19 protein-coding genes are annotated in these 25,255 nt (G+C 38.4%); 8 read left to right on the top strand and 11 right to left on the bottom strand.

Translation table 11 applies throughout. The features are described 5' to 3' along the window. Positions 1-241 precede the first annotated feature (241 nt). The 10 genes from CALSC_RS01620 to CALSC_RS01575 form a co-directional block, all read right to left on the bottom strand. A complete protein-coding gene (locus CALSC_RS01620) occupies positions 242-1,567 on the bottom strand; it encodes a glycosyltransferase (RefSeq protein WP_088239684.1) in 1,326 nt (441 codons plus the stop codon). Beyond that, positions 1,549-2,625, bottom strand: a complete 1,077-nt coding sequence (locus CALSC_RS01615) for an NAD-dependent epimerase/dehydratase family protein (protein WP_088239683.1) — start codon at positions 2,623-2,625, stop codon at positions 1,549-1,551. The genes CALSC_RS01620 and CALSC_RS01615 overlap by 19 nt, the downstream gene beginning before the upstream one ends. A 43-nt stretch (positions 2,626-2,668) precedes the next feature. Continuing rightward, complete coding sequence (locus CALSC_RS01610) at positions 2,669-3,721, bottom strand: Gfo/Idh/MocA family protein (RefSeq protein ID WP_088239682.1); 1,053 nt, start codon at positions 3,719-3,721, stop codon at positions 2,669-2,671. Positions 3,722-3,775: 54 nt separating this feature from the next. Continuing rightward, positions 3,776-4,780: a glycosyltransferase gene (locus tag CALSC_RS01605; RefSeq protein WP_088239681.1), complete on the bottom strand. Its 1,005-nt coding sequence runs from the start codon at positions 4,778-4,780 to the stop codon at positions 3,776-3,778. 94 nt (positions 4,781-4,874) lie between these two features. Continuing rightward, positions 4,875-6,119, bottom strand: a complete 1,245-nt coding sequence (locus tag CALSC_RS01600) for an O-antigen ligase family protein (RefSeq protein ID WP_235006639.1) — start codon at positions 6,117-6,119, stop codon at positions 4,875-4,877. 457 nt (positions 6,120-6,576) lie between these two features. Continuing rightward, positions 6,577-7,818 carry a glycosyltransferase gene (locus CALSC_RS01595; protein WP_088239679.1) on the bottom strand — a complete coding sequence of 414 codons (1,242 nt, stop codon included), beginning with the start codon at positions 7,816-7,818 and terminating at the stop codon, positions 6,577-6,579. Continuing rightward, a complete protein-coding gene (locus CALSC_RS01590; protein WP_088239678.1) occupies positions 7,815-9,035 on the bottom strand; it encodes a glycosyltransferase family 2 protein in 1,221 nt (406 codons plus the stop codon). The genes CALSC_RS01595 and CALSC_RS01590 overlap by 4 nt, the downstream gene beginning before the upstream one ends. 38 nt (positions 9,036-9,073) lie before the next feature. Next, complete coding sequence (locus CALSC_RS01585) at positions 9,074-9,637, bottom strand: serine O-acetyltransferase (RefSeq protein ID WP_088239677.1); 564 nt, start codon at positions 9,635-9,637, stop codon at positions 9,074-9,076. A 55-nt stretch (positions 9,638-9,692) separates the two neighbouring features. Next, complete coding sequence (locus CALSC_RS01580) at positions 9,693-11,903, bottom strand: GumC family protein (RefSeq protein WP_088239676.1); 2,211 nt, start codon at positions 11,901-11,903, stop codon at positions 9,693-9,695. 164 nt (positions 11,904-12,067) lie between these two features. After that, positions 12,068-13,495, bottom strand: coding sequence for a sugar transferase (locus tag CALSC_RS01575; protein WP_088239675.1), 1,428 nt, complete (start codon positions 13,493-13,495; stop codon positions 12,068-12,070). A gap of 1,619 nt (positions 13,496-15,114) precedes the next feature. On the opposite strand from CALSC_RS01575, the gene CALSC_RS01570 reads away from it, so the two are divergent. From CALSC_RS01570 to CALSC_RS01545, 6 genes are all read left to right on the top strand, one after another. Next, positions 15,115-15,693 (top strand): TetR/AcrR family transcriptional regulator, encoded by a 579-nt coding sequence (locus CALSC_RS01570; protein WP_088239674.1) that lies wholly within the window; start codon positions 15,115-15,117, stop codon positions 15,691-15,693. Between the two features lie 51 nt (positions 15,694-15,744). Further along, complete coding sequence (locus CALSC_RS01565; RefSeq protein WP_088239673.1) at positions 15,745-16,521, top strand: SDR family NAD(P)-dependent oxidoreductase; 777 nt, start codon at positions 15,745-15,747, stop codon at positions 16,519-16,521. Positions 16,522-16,627: 106 nt separating this feature from the next. Further along, complete coding sequence (locus CALSC_RS01560; protein WP_088239672.1) at positions 16,628-17,230, top strand: pyridoxamine 5'-phosphate oxidase family protein; 603 nt, start codon at positions 16,628-16,630, stop codon at positions 17,228-17,230. A gap of 41 nt (positions 17,231-17,271) precedes the next feature. Continuing rightward, positions 17,272-18,144, top strand: a complete 873-nt coding sequence (locus CALSC_RS01555; protein WP_088239671.1) for an alpha/beta fold hydrolase — start codon at positions 17,272-17,274, stop codon at positions 18,142-18,144. Positions 18,145-18,464: 320 nt separating this feature from the next. After that, positions 18,465-19,073: a glutathione S-transferase family protein gene (locus tag CALSC_RS01550; protein ID WP_088239670.1), complete on the top strand. Its 609-nt coding sequence runs from the start codon at positions 18,465-18,467 to the stop codon at positions 19,071-19,073. A gap of 228 nt (positions 19,074-19,301) precedes the next feature. Further along, a complete protein-coding gene (locus CALSC_RS01545) occupies positions 19,302-20,777 on the top strand; it encodes a DASH family cryptochrome (protein WP_088239669.1) in 1,476 nt (491 codons plus the stop codon). A gap of 205 nt (positions 20,778-20,982) precedes the next feature. Here the strand turns inward: CALSC_RS01545 and CALSC_RS01540 are convergent, their stop codons facing one another. Next, entirely contained in the window at positions 20,983-21,552 is a 570-nt protein-coding gene (locus CALSC_RS01540; RefSeq protein WP_159460545.1) for a L,D-transpeptidase family protein, read from the bottom strand. A gap of 353 nt (positions 21,553-21,905) precedes the next feature. Here CALSC_RS01540 and CALSC_RS01535 point away from each other — a divergent pair, with 353 nt between their 5' ends. Together CALSC_RS01535 and CALSC_RS27215 are read left to right on the top strand one after the other, a co-directional pair. Beyond that, on the top strand, positions 21,906-22,832 hold the full coding sequence (locus CALSC_RS01535) for an alpha/beta fold hydrolase (protein WP_088239698.1): 927 nt from the start codon (positions 21,906-21,908) through the stop codon (positions 22,830-22,832). Between the two features lie 598 nt (positions 22,833-23,430). After that, positions 23,431-25,209, top strand: coding sequence for an SUMF1/EgtB/PvdO family nonheme iron enzyme (locus tag CALSC_RS27215; protein WP_235006638.1), 1,779 nt, complete (start codon positions 23,431-23,433; stop codon positions 25,207-25,209). Positions 25,210-25,255 lie beyond the last annotated feature (46 nt).

The following is a 25,255-nucleotide window of genomic DNA, read 5'->3' as shown; positions in this document are numbered from 1 at the left end:
AGTTTACTGCTCATAAATTTCAGCCTTCAATAATGTCCGCGCCCTAATTGCGTAGTGCTATATTTTGGATAAATTTTGCGAATTTTGCACCCTGAATCAAAAACTGAATTGATATCATGCCTGCCTGATTATTTGTGATATTTCTATGTAAAAATCACCAAAACTCTTTCTTCCCTCGCTCCCTGCTCCCTGCTTCCTTGCAGCCCTAATGATAAGTTTTTAAACAACTAAAACCCTGAATTTACCTTTGAGATATTGTTGCTTTATTTGTATCATTTGATTTGTTTGTCTTACGTAATGGCACAAGGTTGGAATTGAGAACAAGTTGCTCTGATGGAGAATCTGGACGGATGGGTTCCATACGACCTTGTAAAGCACTATTCATTAACTGATATAACCAGGAAACTTCATAGCGGATATTAAAGTCTCTTTTGACTTTTTGGCGAGCTTTAGTCCCAAATGATACCCTAGTTTCAGGATTATTTAGTAGTATCTCGATGCTGTGAGTTAAGGAGGTGGAGTCTCCCGGTGGCAGGAGATAGCCGTTGACTTCATGTTCCACCAGTTCGCTAATGCCAGCAATTTGGGTTGCAACTACAGGAATCCCAGTTGCCATTGCCTCCATTAATACTACGGGTACTCCTTCAGCAAAGCTCGACATGACAAAAATGTCTGTTTCTTGGAGATATTCTCTGACCTCTGTTTGGGATTTAGAGCCTACATAATTCACATTTCGACTCAAGCCTAACTGGATGGTCTGTTTCTGTAGTTGTGTGCGTTCTGCTCCATCACCAATAACTGTGAGTAAAATATCTGGGTATTTTTTTTGTAATGTGACCAAACTTTCTAGTAGTACAGGCAATCCTTTCGCAGCAGCTAGTCTACCTACGAATAGCAAACGTTTTCCTTGTCCTTTGTGAGTAAATGGTTTAAATAAAGTTGGGTCAATACCACAATGAACAATATGCATACGCTGCCATTTTTCCGGAGTCGCAAATATCATACCCTGGCTACGGGCAAAATGACTGATGCAGGATACAAATAATGCTCGTTTGATTTTTTCATCCAGTCGCCACTGATATGGCTTAAAAAAAATGTATGGTCCGTGTAATGTGAAACTGTATGTAAACCCTCCCATTGTCCCAGCTAGCATGGCGACAGTCCCGCTAGCTTCAGCAATGTGATTATGGAGGTGGGTGATTTTTCTGGCTTTGATTTGTTGAGCCAGGATACCAGCTTCCAAAAAGTAAAATAGTTGATATAGTCCACCCTTGAATCCTGGTTGACTAGTAGACCAAGCGAGCTTGATTGCTTTCAGGTACTTTCGAGGTGAAGTTACTAGTAACCTCAAATGGGTCAGTAGTAAATGGATCGGATTGGTAGGAAGAATATAGAAAGTGCGATCGCGTTCTCGCTTCTGTTCTTCTCCTACCATGTGTTTGTCCCCAGTGCGACGAATGGAGAATGTGTGGACATCTGCACCCATTTCTCGCATGGTCATTACTTCCCTTTGGATAAAGGTATCTGTCACCCTGGGATATTCACCGGTTAAGTAGCCAATCCGCATAAGTTCTCCTCTGTGATTTCCTTTGTATCTGCAAGTGATGGGGAAGATACTTGCAATAAGTTGTCGTTACTGCTAATGCGAGTAAGTGCTGCATCCAAGGAATATTCAGGTTGCCAATTCAATATTTGTTTGGCAAGCTTGTTACTGAAGCGGAAATGTTTGAACCTAGCATCAAGTATGACTGGATTAAATATACCAGGCAATCGTGCTTGCCCTTGCAGGACAATTTTGTTGTATTTCCAAAATATCCAAGCAATACTACGCATTAATGTGTAATTAATGGGAATTGTCTTGGGTATGGGCAGTCTACATTGCTTTAATTTCTTGACATATGTCCTTTGAGTGGGCAGGTTGTCATCGACGATATTGATAATTTGACCGATCGCTTGGGGGCGTTCTCCAGCACACACAATAGCATCTGCACAATTCTCTATGTATGTCAAGGGCATAGTTGCATAACCGCCAATTCGCAACCAGAGATTGTCTGTTAATTGACCTCCGAGTAAGGTACTCCAAATATTGTCTTTTCCGTATATCAGTCCAGGACGAATAGTGGTGACTTGTGAATTCTGGTGATTTTGTTGAAATTCGTGGATCAGTTCTTCTTGGATTAATTTGGTTTGGGTATACTCGTCTCGCTCTAAGGGGTCACATTCGATGGCAGAATCTTCTTTCAGTGTTGTTCGGGAGGGAATACGCAGATAGTCGTAGACGCAGAATGTACTAATATTCACTAAACGCATGACATTTGCCTCGACCATCGCCTCCAGTACGTTCTCTGTAGTAATTACTGTGCCTGCAAATCGAGTGTAAAAGTCCCCATCTTTGGCAGCAGCTAGATGAATAACTGCATCGACACCTTGGAGAGCATCAGCAATACCAGCTTTACGGCGCAAATCGATCCGCACTAGCTCTACTGCTGGGTGATTAGACCAAGGTAGTTGGTTCAAATCGCTAGATGGACGGACTACGGCACGGACTTGGTGTCCTTTTCGCAGCGCTTGGACAACTACATATTGTCCCACAAAACCTGAAGCACCTGTAATTAGGAATTTCATTTAATCATCACCTCATGGAATAGTAATTTTTAATTGCCAAAATCTAAAATCTTCCTGTTTCCAGCAGTAATTCATTCACCAACCGATTAGTACGTTCCATATCTTCAAAACTAATGGGTGGGTTTTTCCCTTCAATTAATGCTTCATAAGTTATATCTAAAAGTCGATGTAATCCTTCATAGGGGGTTTTTTGCATAATCTTGTTGCGGAAATTGGTAAATGTTGACCCAATCAAGTCCCATCCATTCATAAAATGATTGATAATTGGGGATAGTACTTTCCCGGCTCGGGGAATCACACACCGCAAGTATGGCTGGAATAAATCTGTTTCGGCATAACCTTCTGACCCCCGGACTATGACGCTAAATGTCTGGGGTGAGGTGTGACTGCTAAAGCGAATTCGAGCATGGGCGGAATTTCCAATCGCGATCGCATCTAAATCATCATACTTGAATAGTTCTCCACCACCATGATTACTCCAAGCAGCACTGACTCGCTCAAAGTCAGGTATAAAACGTACCACTAAGGAACATAAGTGGGTGATAAAGTCATGAACTACACCGGCGGGAAGTTGATGAATGGGGTGGGGCAAATTTTCATCAGCAAAAACTCCTCCATCCCGCACGGGTAGGGCAATTCTCACTTCAACTTCCTGAATTTCACCCAGCATACCTGTTTCCACTAAGTTACTAATAGCTAGGATTTTTTCATTAAAGCAGTAGTTTTGATTTTCAACTAACCAGCACCTATTTGACTTGGCTAAATGCCAAAGTTCTTGAAACTCATCATAGGTTGGTGCGATTGGCTTTTCACAAAATACATTTACCCCTGCTGCTAAACAATCTTTGGTAATCTGTTTGTGGGTATGAGGAGGGGTGAGAATGTGGACTATATCAGGCTTGACATCAACCAACATAGATCGATAATCAGTATAAATCGAGGTAGCACCAAATCGCTGGGCTGCATACTTGGCAGATGCCCTGGAAAGGTCGCAAACACTAACTAAATTGGCTTGTTCTGATTTTGACAAAAAAGTGAGATGTTCTTTAGAAATTGCTCCTGTACCTATTACTGCTGATTTAAGTTTAGTTCCCATAGCTAATTTTCCTCATGAAATAATTTAGTTGATAATCGCCAATAAATACTCTGATTAACTGCCAGAAAACACACCTTTATATTCCACAATTGTGCTTTGGCGTTTCAATAATCGTAAAAGATGAAATTTAATTTGTCCTTGTACCATCGGGTATTTATCGATGATGCAAAATAGAGCATAAAACATAGCGGTTTGGCGATCGCAACCTTTAACAAGGGTCATACGATATACTCGGTAAAATAAATAACTATAAGCTGCTACCAGTAATAGCAAACTTAATCCTTTAGTTGGCAATAAAGTAATCATGGTCAATAAAGGCAAAATCAAGCCCCAAACCCAGATGCGAAGACTTTCCCTCACCCAATGTAGCTCCGGGCTACGACCATGCAACCAGACACCCTCTGCATAAGCATAACCACTGCGGAGCGTTCGCTTCCACCATTGACTGAAATGGGTAATACGAGCATCGTGCCGTGTCATTTCAGCATTAATACGGAAAATTTTACCACCATGCCGACGCAAACGTATACATAGTTCTGGCTCTTCTCCTGCAATCAACTTGGAATTAAATCCTCCCACCTGTTTTAATGCATCCATCCTCATCATCGAGTCCCCACCACAATAGTCAGCCTCGCCAATTGGAGTATTCCATTCAACATCACAGAGTCGGTTATATATGGAGTAACGGGGAAATTCTTCTCTACGCCGACCGCATACTACCACAACTTGAGGTTGGTTAATTAGTTCATTGACTGCACTTTCAAACCATCCCTCTACAATCAGACAATCTCCATCCACAAACTGGACGAACTCAATATCAGGTCTATGGTGTAACAAGTATTCTAACCCTGCATTTCTCCCACGAGCAGCAGTAAAGGGGATAGATAGATCCAATTCAACAACAGCCACACCTAGGGAATGAGCCAATTTCACACTATCATCTGTAGAGCCAGAATCAACATAAACAACGGTGTTTCCTGGTGCGATTACAGATAGCAGACATTTTTTCAGGCGATCGCCTTCATTTCTACCAATTACAACAATGCCAATAGAATGCAATATAATACCTCCTAGAATAATTATTTCACGATTTTGAATTAGAAGTAAAATACATATTTTTGCAAATATGATTTATGGTTGATATTTACCTGATTCATAATATTGGGTTTGATATCTGTATCTGCTTTGGTATGTCCTTACTGAGTATTATTTGATTAACAGTGAAAGCTATTGTTAAAAATAAAACCCAATACAGATTAGCTTGATACAGTAAAAAACTTTCTGTAATATTATTCATACTCAAAAAAAACATAAAAGCTAATAGCCAAATTTCTTCCGGTTTTCTGGTTGCGTAAGCTCGTTTGACAATTTTTGCAAAAGTTCTGAAATAGGTAATTAGGAAAAGTGATAAACCAATTAAACCAAAATCAATTGCTAAATCGAGAAAACCATTATGACCATGAGGTGGATGCCAGCCAGTACCCATTACTTGTCCAATTTCAACTGCATATGGACTATCAGGTGCAAAAAATGCTCCACGTCCAAAACCCAGCCATGGATTTTCCATTAATCTATTTATCATTACACTCCAAATATGTATCCTTCCTGTCAAGGTTGGGTCTCTACCTAAACCAGTTAAAATTTCTGTCCAATAACTAAAAGTTCCTAGGGATAAACAGCCTAAAAGTAAAATTCCTAAATCAAAAAAAATTACACTAATCTTACCTCTCCATCGAAACTTCTGATAGATAAACATGATTACTAAAATTAAACTGAATAATACTAATGCGGTTCTGGATGTGGACAGTATTATCAAAAAAAACAAAAATCCAGAAGCTAAATATTTCCATATTTTTAGATAATTTATCGGTAGATAAAAAAAGGTTAAAACTCCTAAAAGCATAAAACTGCCAAGGGAATTTTTATGACCATATATTCCCTTCCAAGCTCCCGCATGTTCTGTTAAGTGTCTACCAACTTGAGGTAATCCAATTGCACAAATTATACTTAAGGCACCTCCTATTAATAAAGTATATGCAATTAATTTCATTTGCTCTTTCAAGGTAAATCTAATAGCAAAATATAATGCAAAACTGGTCATCATCCAAATATCTCTAATATTAGATAAAGTATAATCTGGAAAAGCTGACCAAATAAAAGAGAAAAAAGCAATGATTGTCAATAAAAATATTGATATATTTTGTCTAATTATTTTTATTGCATTTTGCCAATAGATACAAACTAAAACTGTTGAAACTCCCAATAAAAAAAATCTGATTAATGTAATCAATGATTTCGGGATGACAAGACCTAGGGAATTAGCACCAAAAGCCCCTGAAAAAAAGATTAATCCTAAAATAATAAAAGTATATTCGCTAAGTCTGATCAAGTATTTCACAATTTTATATCCTATATTTTTTTATAAATTTAGTTGCAGCGAATTATTACCATAATGGATATTAAATAACAGTGCTTAATTCATGGCATTTTTTGCTTTTAGCATGTAGCTCTTAGTTTTATCATAATTATAATCAGTTGGGAGTAAAGATTGAGAATTCACATTAATTTAACAATATTTCCTAGCCCCTTTCTTTAAAATAATTTGGGGCTACATACATATTGATTAATACTAGGTATATAGGAGTCATGTTTGATTATTGAAAATATTTTGGCGTATAACCATTGAAAAATAGTTTTTTGAGTCTCAATATGCTTTCAAAATTTGAGCCAGGCTCCTATATTTGGTTTATATTAACTATGATTCATATAACCATTTACCTCATTTTCAATTAACAACATTAATTGTTTACAATAAATTTATTTAGGCAAGTAAGTTGGCTTTTTTACATCAAAATTTATTTGATATATTCTTTAATTAACTTACTACGCCTTTGAAAAACTGTTTTTTCATCAAAATATTGACCAGATAATGCTGCGGAGCTAGTTAATTCACTCAGAAGTTTACGGTCTGAATTAAGTTCAATTAATTTTTCAGCTAGTTTTTGCCAATTATCCATTGGTGCAAATACACCACCTCCATTTTTAGATACAAGATCTACAGGATAAGGACTTTCATAACCAACAATAGGACAACCAGAAACTAATGACTCTACTAAACATCTGGGAGATTCTGGGGTTTTATGGCAAAAAAGAAAAATGTGACTTTCTCTCACTATTTGTAATAATTTCTGATGATTACTTACAAAGCCAACTAAATTTACATAATCGGAAATACCTAAATTTTCAATTAATGATTTCATCTCTGGGATAAGTTGACCTTGACCCATCCAAGTAGCTTGGAATTTGACACCTAGCGTGTGAATATAATGTAAGGTACGTAACCAATCAAATGGACCTTTCATTTGAGCAGCACGCCCTGCATAACAAATCCGCAAAGTAGTTCCAGATAGTAATGAATCAATTTTCAACTTCAGGCTAGCAATATCAATTTGATCTGACTTTTGTGTGTGAATGCTGTACACACAATGGGGGCGTTTGTTGAATGGTGAAAATTCTAAATAACAGTCTTGACCTTGAAAAAGCCCTAATTCACTTTTGGAAATTAAATATTGATGATATGGCTTGATTAAAGGCAAGGTCAAAAATTCTTTAATGCGACGTTTCCAAGGTAAACTGGATAGTATTCTACGCGTAACTTCATATTCTACTGTATCTGTCCAAACAGCATAGGATCTTCCTTGTTTAATAGCTTCTAAACAAGCAACTGCTCCCCAACCTCCAATAAATCCCCACATGTGAAAACAAAGATATTCACATTCTTCTATTTTTTCTTTTAATAATTTTCTTGTTGCTGCATATGTTTGCATAAAGTTTTGCAACCTGTAAGCCCAAGGTAGTTTTACCACTTCGATTTTATCGGCGCAAGGCAAATCGGCGATGGGTTGCCAATTTGTTCCGGAAACTGATGCATCACTTTTATCTAGGATATGTTCTGGTAATGTAATGCAAGCAAAAACAACTCGATCAAAATGTTCTGTCCAGCGCATAAAATCTTGGCAAGTTTGATCATCAAGACCAAATTGACCGTTCATTTCTCTCAGTATTACGGGGTTAACGAGTAAAAGTTTCTCTTTCATAAATCTCTTTCGGTACGAACCCAAACCTGTTGGGGTTTGATTAAAAATTTCAGGTAGACAGGAATTTTTCCCATCACATAAAAAGGAAGAATTAACAGTTGACTTAAAGGTAATTTGTTAGCTGCAAATCCAGCCCAAGCTGTCATAATTGCAGTTAAAAAACAAAATCCAGCCAGCGCTGATATCAGAGCGGGTATCCATGACATACCCACATAAGCAAACAACACAGAAATTACCATTATTGCTAACCAAACGATAACTAGCAAAGATAGAGGGGGAATGCACAAATCAAGGGTACTGATAAATAGGTCAAGCCTTTTTTGATAGATAGCCTGTTTGAGTAAAATTGGAACATAAGTCCCCATCATTTGTAAATGACCGTGTTCCCAGCGAGTTTTTTGACTTTTACTTGCTTGTAATTGCTGTGGTAAATATGCAGTTACTTGTGCCTCTTGACAAAATTCAGGTCTATATCCAGCAATACTCAAGTCTAAACCTAATTTTAAATCTTCAACCAGATGGTCGGTAGCAAGATTGACCTGATTAATTACAGACCAAGGGAAAGCCATACCTGTACCATTCAAAGAGCAAGACTGTCCTAAGTTGCTTAATCCACGGGGACGCACTAAATTGGTGACAATGTTGGATAATTGAGCAATCAAATCTTTTGATGATTGAGAGTTTTTTGGCGCTGTCATCAAATAAGTTCCTTGAATAGGTTTTCCTCTTTTAATGGCACGTTCACTCAATATTTCAATTGTTTTTGTATGGACTGTGCAGTCAGCATCGATAATTATCACTACATCAGGAGGATTTTGTTGAATATGTCTTAAGCCATAATCTAAGGCATATCCTTTACCTCGAAGTTCTAGGTTATGTCGCTCAATAACTGTAGCACCTTTACTGCGAGCTATTTCAGCCGTAGCATCATTACAGTTATCAGCAATAACTATTAAACTATCTTGTGGCTTTAAAACAGGTATTAATCCATCCATTGTGCGAGGGATAATTAATTCTTCATTATGGGCTGGAACTAATATTGTTACCTTAATATTCTGCCAACTTCTATTATTTTGGAAATAATTAATTTGATTATTTATTGGTAAAAGAGCAGCAACACATTCAATTAAAAAAAATGTGCAAATAATAAATAAAAATAGAGAAAGAAATGACAAGATAACACCAGTTACAAAAATAATTGATTGACTAATTGGCATTTGATTAACACCTTGATAATTTTCAGAATTTTTGATGCCTAATGTGAGATGATTTTTGCAGGTACACCGACAGCAGTTGCTCCTGATGGAACATCTTGTAAAACTACAGCATTGGCTCCAATTCTGGCATTATCTCCAATGATGACATTACCCAATATTGCTGCTCCAGAGCCAACATCTACATTTCTCCCTAATTTTGGTGCATCCATAGGTTCTTCTGGATAGCGCATTCCTAAAGTTACACCTTGTCGAATCCTAGAATCGTCACCAATAGAAGCTTGAGCATGGATAACTATTCCTCCTTGATGTTGAATTACTACGCGACGACCAAGATTTGTAGTGTAAAATAGCTCAATTCCATAGGAATTACGTATTTTACGGTATAAAATTCCATAGATAATATTAAAAGGAATTTGCAAAAGTTTAGATTTAATTGTTTTCCTCCAAACTCCAAATCGATGAACAGCTACAGCACGAAATCCGGGTTTTGTCCAGTCACAACCATGTGCTATCCAATCTTCTTTTAATATTTCCCATAGCCTAAAATGAACATTAGTTTTATTTTGGTATGGGTTACCTGAAAAAATTATTTCTACACCCATGATTCACCTCTGATTGATATTGAATTCATGCTTATAAATTGCATATTACTCAATATTATTTGCTTATCCACTGTTTACCTCCAACCACTACTTCATTCACACTTTGATTCCCTCTAGGATCAGCATAATGAAAGTAGTTATTTGACTCTTGCTTCACATTAACGGCATTGGCTACAATTCCTAAGATATTAGCCTCAGAACGTGCTAACAGTGACTTTGCAGATTCAGCACTAGCTGAGTCTACAACTTTTGGTCTTGCTACTAACAACAATCCATCTACCATTTTGCCCAGCACTGCTGCATCAGCAATTCCTGTTAAAGGAGGAGTATCAAATAAAATATAATCAAATTCTGTGGACAAGTTTTTAATTAAAGATGCCATCCCATCAGAATCTATTAAAGCAAGGGGATTAGGAGGTTGAATTCCAGCAGTAAGAACAGATAAATAGTTGGTAATTTTGTTTACTGCTAGTGAAAAATCATCTTGACCAACAATGATATTGCTTAAACCCGATGAGTTTGTCTGACCCCAGAGATGATGCTGTGATGGTCGGCGCATATCTGCGTCAATCAGCAATACTCTTTGTCCTGTTTGGGCTATGACTGTGGCTAAGTTAGCAGCTATCTCTGACTTTCCTTCCCCAGGAACAGAACTTGTAATCACAATTGTGCGAACTTTTTTATGACTAATAAATTTAAGATTCGCTTGCAGCATTTGATGTGCTTCGTGAATTGCTGTGCGAGGAGAAGATGCTGCAATTACACGATGAGATACGTTCTCAGCCATCATCTTTAAGGAAGGAGATACCCTACTAGTTTCAAATTTAGGGATAAACCCTAACATGGTGTAGCCAAAAAACTTCTCTATCTCCTTAGTTGTTTTTAAGGTTCTATCAACTAAATCAACAAAAAATGCTGCGGATACACCCAATAATGACCCAACAAATACACCACCCCCTAATAATAATAATGTCATTTTGGATATTATGGTCTTTTTGGGAATTAGTGCTGGCTCCACTATCCTCGCATTCCCAATAGTTTGCTTTTCTGCTACTTCTATTTCTTGTAATCTAGTTACAAGATTTTCGTAGTCGGTTTTAGCAATAGACAACCTACGTTCTAAATTACCTTGAGATTTTTCCAAATTGGGGAGAATACTTAGCTTTTTCTGATAATTTTCTCGGAGATTAAATAAGGTTTGTAGTTTCTTCTCTAAGCCTTGGCTTTGAGTTGATAATTGAATATATCTTCCTACTATTTCCTCTTTAATTTTCCCCATTTGCAAATTCTTGGGAGAAATATATTGTCTATTACTTCCTAAAGCTCCTTCTATTCGTTTATTTAATAAAGTAGCTAAAGCTAATTCTTGTTTTTTCAAATCATTTATAATTGGATGGCTATCTGTATATTTACCCGTGAGAGTAGCTATTTTAGCTTGTACTTTTTGCTGCTCGTTTAATACTTGTTGTACACCAGGTATTTGATTTAGAGACGTGATTTCTAAAGCTTGTTTATCTGCCAAATTTAATTGGCTCTTCATTTCCGTTTCTTGAGCTTTAATATCTGATAGCCCAGTTTTAGCCTGGTCGATTTGTTCATTTAATTTACTAATATTATTAAGTGCAGCCCTAGATTCTTCAGTTAAATTAACAGTGTTATGTCGAAGTCTAAACAGTCGTAATGCTTCAGTAGCTGAATTTAGTTCTCTCTTGGCAAATGGTATTCTTCTTTTGATAAATTCACCCGCAGCAATAACTTGAGTACGATTAGAAGCAATATTATTATCAATATAAGCTTTCATCAATTGATTAACTACTGCTGCTGCTATTTCCGGATTGTCTGAAGTGTAAGCAACTTTTAATACGTCTGTTCCTATAACTGGTTCTACTTTAACTTTTAGGGATTCAATGTCAAGAGTTTTACCCTTGTCATCTTTCAAGCCTAGTGTATTCACAACTTCTTGTAAAATTGGCTGAGAATTAACAATTACAGCTTGGGTTTCCAGAGGATTACCTTCACGTTTTATCGATTCTAAATCGCCAACTTTACCTCCTGCTTTTGTCAGAGATGAAATTCGATCTGATTTGAAAAGTAGCATTCCACTAGCTTCATATTGAGGTTTTTGTCTTAATACAAAAAAGCCAGATAATCCCACTGAAGTACAAAAAACTGCTGCTGCAATCAACCAACGACGCTTTAAAACAAGCCAATATTGTTGGATATCAAATTCTTCTTCTAAATGACCTTGTGTTTCGATGTTGTGCATAAAATTCCCAAATGTGATTAGCTCATTATTTTGTCTCTCTTTGCCAATTATGCCATTCTACATATTATTTTTATCTAATTAATTAATAACTATATGCTGGTGTAATGAAAAGTCGGATTTATTGTTACTAACAAAAGCTCATATTGAGTAAAAACTGTCTTTTATTAATAAGCACCTTTTTTGAGTAAAACCACCTTAATTGTTGATAGCAAAATTTTTAAGTCCAACCAAAATGACCAATTCTCAATGTACGAAATATCTAATTCAACCCCATCTTCAAAACTATCGATATTAGAACGACCGGAAACTTGCCATAGTCCAGTAATTCCAGGTAGTACTTCTTGACGAATAAAATGTTTAGTTTTGAATTTTTTTACATCTCTTAAAGGAAGAGGACGAGGACCAACTAAACTCATTTGTCCAAGTAATATATTAAAAATTTGAGGTAATTCATCTAAACTATAACAACGTAAGAATTTACCTATTCGTGTGATCCGAGGGTCATCTTTAATTTTAAACAGAATACCATCCTTAATTTGATTTTGTGCTTCTAAACTTGCTTGTAGCTTTTCTGCATTGGTAATCATTGTCCGAAATTTCCAAATTGAAAATTCCTTACCATGTAAACCGACTCGTTTCTGCTTAAAAAAAACAGCCCCAGGAGAATCTAATTTAATGAGTATAGCAATTCCCAAATAAAGAGGAGAAAGTAAAATTAAGAGTATCATCGAGCAAACTAGATCAAAATATCTTTTTACCCAAAAATCAATCCCTGCAATTATTTGTCCTGGAATTGTCATACAAGGAAATTCGCCTATCATACCAATTTTTGATTTTGGATGATAACTTTCAATTTGATTTGGTAAAATTCGTAAAATAATACCAGATGTATGGAAACTCCAGCAAATATATAGACGATTTTTAATGGAATTCCAAGAAATAAAAACTTCTTCTATTCCTTGTTTCCGAAGATAATCTAAAGTTGCTTCTCGGTTATTAAAGTCTAAACAGTTAGGCTCAGATATTCCCTCAACTGTGTAACAATTATCTTGCTCTATAATGCGAATATATTTGTCTTTCTCTTCTGGTTCAGCAATGAGGAAAGCAGAATGCAGGAGCATTTTTTTCCTACGAAGTAAGTTAGTAGCTATATCAAAAATTAAACGAGTGCTACATATAAAAATAATTGAAAAAAGCCAAGATAAAATAAAAGTTAAACGAGATAAGTTTGTATCTGAATTGCCTAGGAAAATAACTAGCAATAAAAAAAGTTCAGATAAAGATATAGCCTGAATCACAGCTATATAATTACGGCGTTTCTTCCCAGGCATATATAATTTATTGATTGCATGGATACTAATACTAACTATAACAATCAGTAATTGCAGAGCAATATTATCTGCCCAATTAAAATATGAGCTATTTCCATACATTAGTGCTAAATTCCACGCCAGATTTATAGCTATACCATCTAGTAAAATCAGTGTCATGATCCGCAATAGCCTGATAGGAAATCCCTTCTGTATGATAGTTTTTCCTGGGGTTCTAATATCTGGCTTAAATGTTGCACTCGGTATAGTTATATAAGACATTATTCGCTTTATCTCTCGATATAATTAATATTATGGAGATGTTGATCAGAAATTATAAATGCTTTTTTAGCGATGCTTTGAAGAAAAGACCGAAAAATATTATATTCCCGATAACATAGGGTTCCCATAACCTCTTTACTTCTGTTAAAAGTTTTACTAACTGCTCCATACCGTTATCTGTCATCCAACACAAATCTCTCTCTATATATTTAATCTATATAGAGATCAAGACAAGCTAAGGCTACTAATCAACAGCTTCTAAACAAGTTACATATTTGCCATATCTGCAAGAATTTGATTCCACTTATGGTTTTGCTAAATAATTTAGATACTTTTGCACAATAGAAAAACAGATTTTCAATGGCTATACTCACTGATTTATCCTTTCATAGGCATAATTTTGCGCATATTAGCAAAACTTGCCCATTCTGTTGACAGTATTCTCAATTGTATCTACACCAAACAGACTTACAAAAAATGTAAATCTCACACCTATAATCCAGTTAATCAGCTCGATTCTGAAATTTAAAGTGATTGGGTAAATTTATGATTGAGTATTTGCTTAAATTTTCATTCAGTTTTTACTCAACTGGTTCAGTTATCACTACTAGGAGCGAAATTAAGCAAAAGATTCAAAATATTTATTGCTAGATATCAAAAGCTTTAATAACTCCTTTGTCTAGTATATTGTCGAAAAACAACTTGAGATATGTAACTCATAAATATGAAAAGTTCTATCTCCTGTCATTAAATTATTTTTCGACAACAACAATCGACATCAGGGGAAAATAGTTTTTGGCTCATTTCGAAAGGTAGATGACTCATAGTTCAACTCAAATTGTAAATACTTGTACCACACGAAGTCTTGATACAACCCTGATATATTTTTGACTTAATCAATCACAAGAATCATACACTTACTTATCCATTTAGATGTATAAATTTTTGATGAAGATAATAAGCTGAAAATATTATATAGCAAGCAAAAAATACTTTAAATTTTACACTTTAAGTATATTTACTTGTGCAACTTTTGTTTATATATCTATTTGTAACTTAAGTCATTGCTATTATTTGTTATTTGTGAACTTTGTGTGTTGTTTTTAACTGCATAGTAATTTTATATACTTGTATTTTTACTGTTTACTAGTTGTAAAGATATTAGAAGCTGACTTTTCACGGCAAGTCATACAACATCTGTAAAGGCGGTCGGAAAAATAATTTACACCACCAATTATCTAGGTATAATCTTCTTTCCCCCTGCTTGTTGTTCAACAACTTTATTGCTAGGGAGAAGAATCTTTCCTCTCCTCTCCTGGGCTCACGTGTACACACAAGTGGGCTCCGCATAGGTTTCGGGGGTTAAAACCTCGTTAAATCGTCATTGCGAGGAGGAACGACGAAGCAATCGCAAGGTGCTGGGATTGCTTCACTTCGCTCGCAATGACAGGCTTTGAGCGATTTTCGTCTGAGTTCAAAAGCCGCTTACAGGTGGGATTTGAAGACTTCTGTGTACACCGTAGCCTCTCCTGGGAGACGACTAGAAAGCTTGTGGAACTAAAATAATTTTTTTTCTCAACCCCCTTGACAATTAATCTACCTACTAGTAGATTAATTGTATGACAACAAACGATACTCGAACTCAAATCCTAGACACAGCTCAACAACTGATTCAGAAAGTAGGACTAAATGCCATGAGCTATGCTGATATCAGCAATGCTGTAGGTATTCGTAAAGCCAGCATCCACTACCATTTCCCCACAAAGGATGATTTGGTAGCAGCCCTGCTAGAGCGATACAGTCCCTACTTCTTGAGGTTATTTGATGTGATTCTGGAATCTCCTGAATCCCCAGAAATGAAACTGCGTCGCTACTGTGGGCTGTTTGAAGCTACCATGAACAGTGGACAGCAGGATCAAGCCTGTCTGTGTGGAATGCTGGGAGCGGAACTGAAAACTTTAAATTCTCCTCTAAGTTCCCAAGTAGTTCAGTTTTACCGAGACAACCACACTCGATTAGCCCAACTACTACAACAAGGAAGAGAAACTGGGGAATTTCAATTTCCTGGAAGTCTAGAATCAATGGCGATGCTGATTTTCTCTATGTTAGAGGGAGGAATGCTAATTACCAGAGCAGATGGGGGTGTGGCTCAGTTCCGGGAGATGGTTGAGCAATTGATACAAGTTGTCAAAGGATAATTTTTTTACATATTCAACTACCTACTAGTAGATAATCAAGGAGAGATAATCATGGAATTTCACAATCAAGTAGTTTTAGTGACTGGTGGCGGAACAGGTATTGGTAAGGAAGTTGCACGACGTTTCTTAGGGGAAGGTGCGAAAGTAGTTATTAATGGTCGTCGTCAGCAGGTTTTGTCAGAGACTGCACAAGAACTTGATCCATCTGGTGAAAGGATAGCAATTTCGAGGGGTGATATTGGTGAAGTGGAAACAGCCCAAAGACTAGTAAAGACTGCTGTGGAAAGGTTTGGTGGTGTAGATATTTTAATCAACAATGCCGGGATTTTTAAACCGACTCCCTTTTTAGAGCATACAGAGTCTGATTTTGACCGCTACATCAATATTATTCTCAAAGGTACTTTTTTCTCATCCCAGATAGCGATCGCAGAGATGGTGAAACGGGGTAAAGGTGCAATAGTTAATGTTGGTTCCATGTGGGCAAATCAAGCAATTGGAGCCACACCATCCAGCGCCTATTCCGCAGCAAAAGCAGGGGTTCACGCCTTAACTCGCAACTTGGCAATTGAATTTGCTACCCATGATATCCGTGTTAATACTGTGGCTCCCGCAGTGGTGGAAACCCCTGTATATGGCACCTTTATGTCCCCTGAAGAGGTACAACAAGTGCTACCAAGCTTTAACAGTTTTCATCCCTTGGGACGCAATGGACAGCCTACAGATGTGGTGGAAGCGATTATTTATTTGGCAAGCGATCGCGCTAGTTGGATTACAGGGGCAGTTCTTCCTGTTGATGGTGGGGTAACTGCTGGTCGTCAAGCAGCTTGAATGTAACTAATATTACTTCGTGATTAATCAATTTTCCCTACTTCATGATTGCGACTCAAAATCTAAAATCCAAAAATGTCGAGTTTGAGAAATTGAGGAGACAACTATGGCTAGACAATTTACCAACATTGCTTTTACACCGGGAGTGAAAGAAATCCAACGTCGCTACGGTTCCCGTTCAATTTACGAAAATTTTCTCAAGCGGGGAGTATCTGAAGACATCTTGACAGCAAAAGAAACTGATTTCATTGCTGCACGGGATAGTTTCTACATGGGAACAGTAAGTAGTAATGGTTGGCCATATGTGCAGTTCCGTGGAGGAGCAAAGGGTTTTTTGCAAGTTTTAGACGAGAAAACACTGGGATTTGTGGACTTTAAAGGCAACTTACAATACTTGAGTGTTGGTAACTTGTCGGAAAATGACCGGGTTTTTCTCTTCCTAATGGACTATCGTCACCGACGACGATTGAAAATTTGGGGTCGGGCTCAAGTTGTAGATGATAACCCAGAATTAATCAAGCAACTAGCTGATGTTAATTATACTGCGGAACCCGAACGAGTAATTCTGATTCAGGTAGAAGCATTTGATTGGAATTGTCCTCAACATATCCCCATTCGCTATAGCGAAGCAGAAGTAGCTGAAATGATCTCTCCCTTGACTACTCGTATTCAGGAATTAGAAAGCAAACTGGCTGAACTTTCTCAGTAACTATCCCAATTAGAAGTTAAACACTAAGGAGATTAATAGTCATGACTAATACAGTACTGCATAAAACAATCGAAATTGATGGTCTGGAGATTTTCTACCGGGAAGCAGGAGACAAGAACAACCCCACAATCTTACTACTACATGGTTTTCCTACTTCCTCTCATATGTTCCGTAATCTAATTCCAGTACTGGCAAATGAATTTCACCTGGTTGCACCAGATTACCCTGGTTTTGGTGCCAGTTCTATGCCTCATATAGATGAATTTGAGTATAGCTTTGACAAGTTGGCGGAGGTGATTGAGAAGTTTGTTCACAAGCTAGACTTGCAGAAATATTTCCTTTATTTAATGGACTATGGCGCACCAATTGGTTATCGTTTGGCAAGTAAATATCCCGATGGGGTATTGGGGCTAATTGTACAAAATGGTAACGCCTATGAAGAAGGTCTGCGGGAGTTCTGGAATCCCCTAAAAGCATATTGGCAAGACAAAACACCAGAGAATGCCAAAGTCCTGGCGGATAACTTCTTAACCCTGGCAGCCACAAAATGGCAGTATACTAATGGTGTCCGCAATGTGGAAACAATTGCCCCAGATAACTGGTTCCACGACCAATATTTACTTGACCGTCCCGGCAATCAAGAGATTCAACTAGAACTATTTTATAGCTACAGTACAAACCCTCCTTTATATCCCCAGTGGCAAGAATATTTCCGCAAGTATCAACCACCAACCCTTGTGGTGTGGGGTAAAGGTGATTATATATTTCCTGAAGAAGGAGCACACCCATACAAGCAGGATCTGAACAACATCGAATTTCACATCCTTGATACTGGTCACTTTGCTCTTGAGGAAGACCTAGACTTCATTGCTACACGCATTAGAGACTTTGGTAGTCGCAATGTAGCTGAGTGATTAACTAATCCCCTGACTTCTAAGCAGAAGGGCAAGGGGTAGGGGGCAGGGGGCAGGGGGAAAAGAAGATTCTACTTAGGTAATTGGCGGTGCAAATTATTTTTCATCGGGACTGCCTGAAGGCGAGGGGATTCTAAGTGGATAAAAGCAAGTAGCAAGGTACGCCAGTTTAATCGAAAATTAAGTAAGTCGGCACAATAAAACCAAACTATGTGAAGAAAAGTAAATAAGCCTAAAATCCTTGTTCTCCCTGCTCCTTGCCTTATCCAAACGATAATTTTTTACGCCGACCTACTTATACTACCCTTTGAGGAAAAACCATGATTGACCTTTACACCTTTACCACTCCCAACGGACGCAAACCAGTCATTATGCTGGAGGAAGTGGGACTTCCTTACACTTTGCACAAAATTGATATCACCAAGGGAGAGCAATTTACCCCTGAATATATCGCCATCAATCCCAATAGTAAAATCCCGGCGATGATTGACCAAGAAGCGGGAATCACTGTGTTTGAGTCGGGAGCAATGTTGATCTACTTAGCAGAAAAGACAAGTAAATTGTTGCCGGATAATATAAGCGATCGCTTTCGGTTCATTGAGTGGTTAATGTTCCAAATGGCAAGTGTCGGCCCAATGTTCGGTCAATTAGGTCACTTTAAAAGGTCAGCACCGGAAAAAATCCCCTATGCTATCAATCGCTACGAAAAGGAAGTACTAAGGCTGTTTGGGGTTTTAGAAGGACAGTTAAAAGAGCAAGATTATATTGCTGGGGACTATTCCATTGCTGATATTGCTACATTCCCTTGGGTAGCAGCTTCCCAGTATTCGGGATTAGCTTTGGATGACCACCCCCATGTTAAACGCTGGATAGAAACTATGGAACAGCGTCCGGCGGTACAAGTAGGGATGGCTTTACAAGGGCTTTGACATACTCCCTTTGAAATGCAGGGGAGCAGGGGAGCAGAGGGAGTGAAGTAAGTAGTTCAAGTCCAGAAATTGGGTAATTTATTTTTTGGTGTTCCCTAAACACTATGAAACTGGCCAAAGCTGGTCTTGTGTGATGGCAAACCCCCTACAACCCTGGCTCACTTTTGACTTTTGACTTTTGACTTGCTAATGTTCATTTTTAATGGGCATTAGCTTAATTACTCCTCGATGAATGAAAAAAGAATTTTAATCTGGTATCGCCATGACTTGCGTTTGTATGATCATGAGCCAATGTATCGGGCTTGCAAACAAAAGGCTCAAGTTATCCCAGTTTACTGCTTTGATGAACGACAATTTGCTACAACTTCTTTTGGATTCCCCAAAACTGGTGCTTTTCGGGCTCAATTTTTACTCGAAAGTGTTACTGACTTACGTAATTCTCTCTTCGGGCTAGGCAGTAATTTGGTAGTGCGTCGGGGTTTTCCGGAAAAAATTATCCCATCTCTAGCAAGAGAACTAGAGGTTTCTGCTGTCTACTTTCACGCTGAAGTCACCTCTGAAGAGTTAGCTGTAGAATCAACTCTGCAAATAGCTTTATCTCAAATTAATGTCCCAGTCAATCGCTTTTGGGGAACAACTCTCTATCATCCAGATAATTTACCTTTTGGCATTGAAGCAATCCCAGAACTGTTTACAAACTTTCGCAAATCCGTTGAAAAGAAATCCTCAATCCCTCCTTGTTTCCCAACACCTAACAAGCTCTGCAAATTACCAGATATAGATGTGGGAGAATTACCTCAGTTACCTGACTTAGGACTTGCAGCACCTAAGTTTGACCAACGGGCTGTTTTGTCGTTCAAAGGTGGAGAAACAGCAGGATTAGCAAGATTAAATAACTATATTTGGTCACAAAATTGTCTCAAAGATTATAAACAAACCCGTAATGGAATGCTGGGAGCAGATTACTCTTCTAAATTTTCTCCTTGGTTAGCCTTGGGTTGTCTCTCCCCCCGTTTCATCTACGAACAAGTCAAGGAATATGAAGCCCAGCGAGTCAAAAATGATTCTACCTATTGGCTAGTATTTGAGTTACTGTGGCGAGACTTTTTTCGTTTCATCTGTGTCAAACATGGAAATCATATATTTCGCCAATCTGGTTTACAGGGAATCAAACTTACTTGGAAGGAAGATTGGGAAAGATTTAAATTATGGCAAGAAGGTTTGACTGGATTCCCTCTTGTTGATGCCAATATGCGGGAATTAGCAGCAACCGGCTTTATGTCCAACCGAGGAAGACAAAATGTAGCCAGTTTTCTGACCAAAAATTTAGGGATTAATTGGCAGATGGGAGCTGAGTGGTTTGAGTCTTTGTTGATTGACTATGATGTTTGCAGCAATTGGGGTAATTGGAATTATACTGCTGGTGTAGGTAATGATGCCCGTGGTTTCCGCTATTTCAATATTCCCAAACAGTCCAGAGATTACGACCCCAAGGGAGAATATATCAGACATTGGCTGACAGAACTGACTTCAATAGAAGGAAATATGATACACGAACCAGGGAAATTATCTGCCCAAGAACAGAAGCATTTTGGAGTCAGGCTGGGTGTAGATTATCCTCGCCCAATTGTAGATTTTTTCAAGTCCGTAAAAGCAAATGAGAAAATTTATAATGCTGCACTCGAACTAACGAAACAGAGGTAATACCATTTTGAAAAAAGAATGGGACAGATGGGTAGGGCACGGCACCAGTAAGATAATTTTATATACCAAAAGATTGTGGATGTTCCCTACGAAAAATGTATGTGTCGCAAACATTATTTGAATTGGGATGCTCTCAATGCCAGCTTCCCTAGCATTGGGCGAATCTACAGCAAAGCCAACTATTTAAAAACTAGCCAGAAATCCACTACGCAAACAACGCTAGATAGGTTTGACTGCCAAATATTCCATCAGATACAAGTCTATTATCTCTTTGAAATTGTTTGAGAGTTGCTTCGGTTTGAGGACCAAAATCACCGTCAACGCTAACTCTATATCCTTTTTCAAGTAGCCGACGCTGAATTTTTCTGACATCTTTTCCGGTCGATCCGCGTCTTAAGACAATACCAAATTTCGGTCGTAATTCTTCACGCACCCAGACAGTTGATTTTCCTGCTTCTGTATTATCGTGAATTAATTTGGCAATTTCTTGGCTGGTAATACGCACGCATCCATTAGAATCAGGATATTCGGGAACAGTGGGATAGTAATGAAGGGCAATTCCGCGCGCATCGTCTTGAAAACGTGTCACCCATTCGGCTTGAGGAAATTGGCTGAAACGACGTTCGTGGTAATTAACTAAAAATTCGCCTTTAGGGGTGCAATTAGTGCCACCTCTTTTACTAGTTGGAATATCATCACAATCCATTCCGGTGACTCCTTCCCCAGGACTGCAATGGAAAGGACCTTTGGGTTGTACTGCGGCATTTGCCCCCATCCATTCAAGAGTAACTTCCTGTTTCCATAAGTCAACGATAACTTTTGATATATATGTTTGTGTCATGATAAGTACTTATTAATACTAAAGTGTGTTAGCAGTATTCTGCTTTGTCTAAATAAGACTCCAACTCAAAAATCTTGTTTACGTATTTCTAGTTTTTAAATATACGAGTATATAAATTGTCACAGACTTTATCGCAATCAATGGGCGTATTTCTAAACAAATAGATGGACAGATTGGAAATTGTCCTTTTGAGTTTTGCACTCCTAACTAGACTAAAGTCCAGTGAGCATACCAGAAAGGAAAATTTTCCGTTACAATTATTAAAAATAGTTAATATTTCTTCGTATATGTCAGCTCAAACAATCTCTGCGACAGATTCTATGGTTGGTGAATACTGGCAATGGCAGGGTCACAACATCTACTATGTAAAGGCTGGAGAATCTCAACCCCAACGTCCACCTTTATTATTAGTGCACGGATTTGGTGCATCTACAGACCACTGGCGTAAGAATATTAGCGGATTGTGTAACGAATTTGAAGTGTGGGCGATCGACTTGTTAGGATTTGGGCGATCGGCAAAACCAAAATTAGAATACAGTGGTAATTTGTGGCGCGATCAACTGAATGACTTTATTGCAGAGGTCATCGGTAAAAAAACAGTATTAGCTGGTAATTCCTTGGGTGGCTACGCTTGTTTGTGTGTTGCGGCTCAATGTCCTGATGTGGCTGCTGGTTTAGTATTATTCAACAGTGCTGGCCCTTTTAGTGATAACCAATTGGCTTCAGATACAGAGTCTACCAAAAAATCAAAACCAGCAACAAATCTATTTGGCAACTTTCTGCGTTGGACTTTCCGACAAAAATTATCTCAATTTCTTCTATTTCAATATATCCGTCAGCCTTGGGTAATTCGCAATACCCTGAAAAAGGTTTATGCTGACCATAGTGCAATTACTGACCAACTAGTAGCAGATATTCGCCGTCCATCTCAGGATAAAGGTGCATTTGATGTTTTTTGCTCAGTGTTCAGCACACCTCAAGGAGAAAAAAATGATGCATTACTCAAACAACTAATTTGTCCCTTATTAATATTGTGGGGAGAAGCAGACCCTTGGATGAATACGAGGGAGCGTTCCCAAAAATTTCGACAATATTATCCCGAGTTGACAGAGCATTTCTTAACAGCAGGTCATTGTCCCCATGATGAAGTTCCCGAGCAGGTGAACCCAATAGTTAAAGATTGGGTGTTGTCCATTAGCCATTCACCTCTGTAATACATTAGGGCTTGCTGTAAAAGTCTTTTGGTGGGTTAGGGAGTCGGGAGTCGGGAGTGGTTCCAGGCTCTTTGTATCTATTCTTTTTACCAGAAAAAATAACAGATACCAGGATTTTAAACCTAAAATCCTAATTTCCTTGCACTTATTCCCCAATAAAATAGCCTCATTTTATTTATAATGTTTTGGTTACTGACGTTTTAGACTAATTAATCTGCCAGTGGAACGTACATTTAACTCAAACTAAAACTGTGTTAAACCACGCTTATCTTGAAACCCATAGTTCCATGGGTGATATCATGTCCGCCTGATTACTTATGATATAGCCATCCATGCAAAAAGAGCCCAAACTCTTTCTCCCCCTGCTCCCTGCCCCCTGCTCCCTGCACCCTGCCCCTTGCTCCCTGCCCCCTGCCCCCTGCCCCCTGCCCTCTGTCCTCTTACAGTCCTAATGATAAGTATTTAACCGGACATGATATGAAAGGGCACGGCAAACATAATATCTGGGAATATTGAATAATCTTACTGATGTTCCCTACCAGGAAAACTCCAGTTCTCAATCTAGATTGGATTTAACACTCAACTTTAGATCAGAAGTATGAGCAAAACGATTCTGCTGCTTGCAGCCAGTCCTGTAGACCAAGCCAAACTACGCTTGGATGTAGAAGCCCGTGAAATTGATGAAGGCTTACGACGTTCTGTGCATCGTGACCAGTTCCAACTAGAAAAGAAAGGAGCAGTGCAAACTGATGACTTGCGTCGAGCTTTGTTAGATAATAATAATATTAAAATCCTTCATTTTTGTGGTCATGGTACTGGGTCAGATGGATTAGTATTTGAAGACCAACAAGGCAAAGCTCAACTAGTCAGTACAGAGGCTTTGGCGAGTCTGTTCCAGTTATTTGCTGGTCAAATTGAGTGTGTTGTACTTAATGCCTGTTATTCGGAAGTCCAAGCTCAAGCTATTGTTCAGCACGTTGGCTATGTGATTGGCATGAACAAAGCTATTGGAGATAAAGCCGCGATCAAATTTTCTATTGGCTTTTATGATGCTTTGGGTGGTGGAAGGTCTTTTGAAGATGCTTATAAGTTTGGTTGCAATGCAATTCAATCTGAAGGTATTCCAGAACATCTTACCCCTGTCCTAAAAATCAATACTGCATGGAAGTATGTATTAGAGGAGAAATCCAAAAATCCACCCAATATCTCCAAAGACAGTTCTTCAACATCTGCTGAACCATTAGATTTGCTTTCACCAATGAATAAAAATGAGTTACTGGATATCTTAGAGAGAATTATCCAAGCTGAGTTCGATCAGTTGCTCTTTAAACTCAATGTCCCTGGGAACTTAATGCCAGGTTCAGATAAGTCACAAACACAAAGAGCGATCGCTTTGCTTGAATGGGCAGAATCACCAAAAGGATGTGGGTTAAAGAAAATCTGGGACGAAGTATCACCCACTAATTCAAATGAATTCACAACTAATTCATTTGAATTCACACTAGTCACCATTAAGCAAGACTACAAAGGAGAATGGATACTTTATTCTCATCCAACCCAGAGGCAGAATAAGTATTTTAGGCAACACTTGGAAAATGGAATCTCCCTAGATATGGTACAGATTCCACGCGGTACTTTTACAATGGGCGCTCCCACAACGGAAGAAGGTAGCATAGACTGGGAACGCCCCCAACATCAAGTAATAGTTCCATCCTTCTTTATGGGCAAATATCCCATAACCCAAGCACAATGGCGAACACTGGCGAGGATGGTGCATCTCCAGGTTAACCGCGACTTAGATCCAGATCCCTCTTATTTTAAAGGTGATAACCGTCCTGTAGAGAGGGTTTCCTGGTATGATGCAGTTGAGTTTTGCGATCGCCTCTCTAAATATACCAACAGAACTTATCGCCTCCCTAGCGAAGCAGAATGGGAATATGCCTGTCGAGCCGGAACCACCACACCATTTCATTTTGGCAACACAATTACATCTGAATTGGCAAACTATAACGCTAGGTCAACTTACGGCAATGGTGAAGAAGGAGAATACTGTAGAGAAACAACCCCTGTAGGCAGCTTTAAGGTCGTTAACGCTTTTGGGCTATCTGATATGCACGGGAACGTTTGGGAATGGTGTCTTGATGATTGGCATAGTAGTTATAAAGGTGCGCCCACAGATGGCAGTGCTTGGTTTGATGATAAAGATGATAATCTGGCTCAAAAAACTGGTAATGCTGTGCAGCGGGGCGGTTCCTGGGTCGACAATCCTATCTACTGCCACTCTGCGTTCCGCGCCTATAACCATGATGGGGCGGGGCGCGGCGGCATCAGCGACGATTGCGGTTTTCGTGTTGTCTGTGCCGTTGGGAGGACTTAAAAGTAGCCCTTTACACTTTAGGAACGTGGATTAAATAATATGCAAT

The sequence above is a fragment of the Calothrix rhizosoleniae SC01 genome (genome assembly GCF_900185595.1).
GTDB classification, from domain to species: Bacteria; Cyanobacteriota; Cyanobacteriia; order Cyanobacteriales; family Nostocaceae; genus Calothrix_A; species Calothrix_A rhizosoleniae.
This window is presented reverse-complemented; position numbering and strand designations above follow the sequence as displayed.

Bases quoted from the DNA above. Each gene is read 5' to 3' on its own strand.
- CALSC_RS01550 (WP_088239670.1), top strand. From the start codon at position 18,465: ATGATTGACCTTTACACCTTTACCACTCCCAACGGACGCAAACCAGTC.
- CALSC_RS01575 (WP_088239675.1), bottom strand. From the start codon at position 13,495: ATGTCTTATATAACTATACCGAGTGCAACATTTAAGCCAGATATTAGA.
- CALSC_RS01595 (WP_088239679.1), bottom strand. From the start codon at position 7,818: ATGAAAGAGAAACTTTTACTCGTTAACCCCGTAATACTGAGAGAAATG.
- CALSC_RS01565 (WP_088239673.1), top strand. From the start codon at position 15,745: ATGGAATTTCACAATCAAGTAGTTTTAGTGACTGGTGGCGGAACAGGT.
- CALSC_RS01570 (WP_088239674.1), top strand. From the start codon at position 15,115: ATGACAACAAACGATACTCGAACTCAAATCCTAGACACAGCTCAACAA.
- CALSC_RS01590 (WP_088239678.1), bottom strand. From the start codon at position 9,035: ATGCCAATTAGTCAATCAATTATTTTTGTAACTGGTGTTATCTTGTCA.
- CALSC_RS01620 (WP_088239684.1), bottom strand. From the start codon at position 1,567: ATGCGGATTGGCTACTTAACCGGTGAATATCCCAGGGTGACAGATACC.
- CALSC_RS01555 (WP_088239671.1), top strand. From the start codon at position 17,272: ATGACTAATACAGTACTGCATAAAACAATCGAAATTGATGGTCTGGAG.
- CALSC_RS01540 (WP_159460545.1), bottom strand. From the start codon at position 21,552: ATGGGGGCAAATGCCGCAGTACAACCCAAAGGTCCTTTCCATTGCAGT.
- CALSC_RS01610 (WP_088239682.1), bottom strand. From the start codon at position 3,721: ATGGGAACTAAACTTAAATCAGCAGTAATAGGTACAGGAGCAATTTCT.
- CALSC_RS01535 (WP_088239698.1), top strand. From the start codon at position 21,906: ATGTCAGCTCAAACAATCTCTGCGACAGATTCTATGGTTGGTGAATAC.
- CALSC_RS01585 (WP_088239677.1), bottom strand. From the start codon at position 9,637: ATGGGTGTAGAAATAATTTTTTCAGGTAACCCATACCAAAATAAAACT.
- CALSC_RS01580 (WP_088239676.1), bottom strand. From the start codon at position 11,903: ATGCACAACATCGAAACACAAGGTCATTTAGAAGAAGAATTTGATATC.
- CALSC_RS01615 (WP_088239683.1), bottom strand. From the start codon at position 2,625: ATGAAATTCCTAATTACAGGTGCTTCAGGTTTTGTGGGACAATATGTA.
- CALSC_RS01545 (WP_088239669.1), top strand. From the start codon at position 19,302: ATGAATGAAAAAAGAATTTTAATCTGGTATCGCCATGACTTGCGTTTG.
- CALSC_RS01560 (WP_088239672.1), top strand. From the start codon at position 16,628: ATGGCTAGACAATTTACCAACATTGCTTTTACACCGGGAGTGAAAGAA.
- CALSC_RS27215 (WP_235006638.1), top strand. From the start codon at position 23,431: ATGAGCAAAACGATTCTGCTGCTTGCAGCCAGTCCTGTAGACCAAGCC.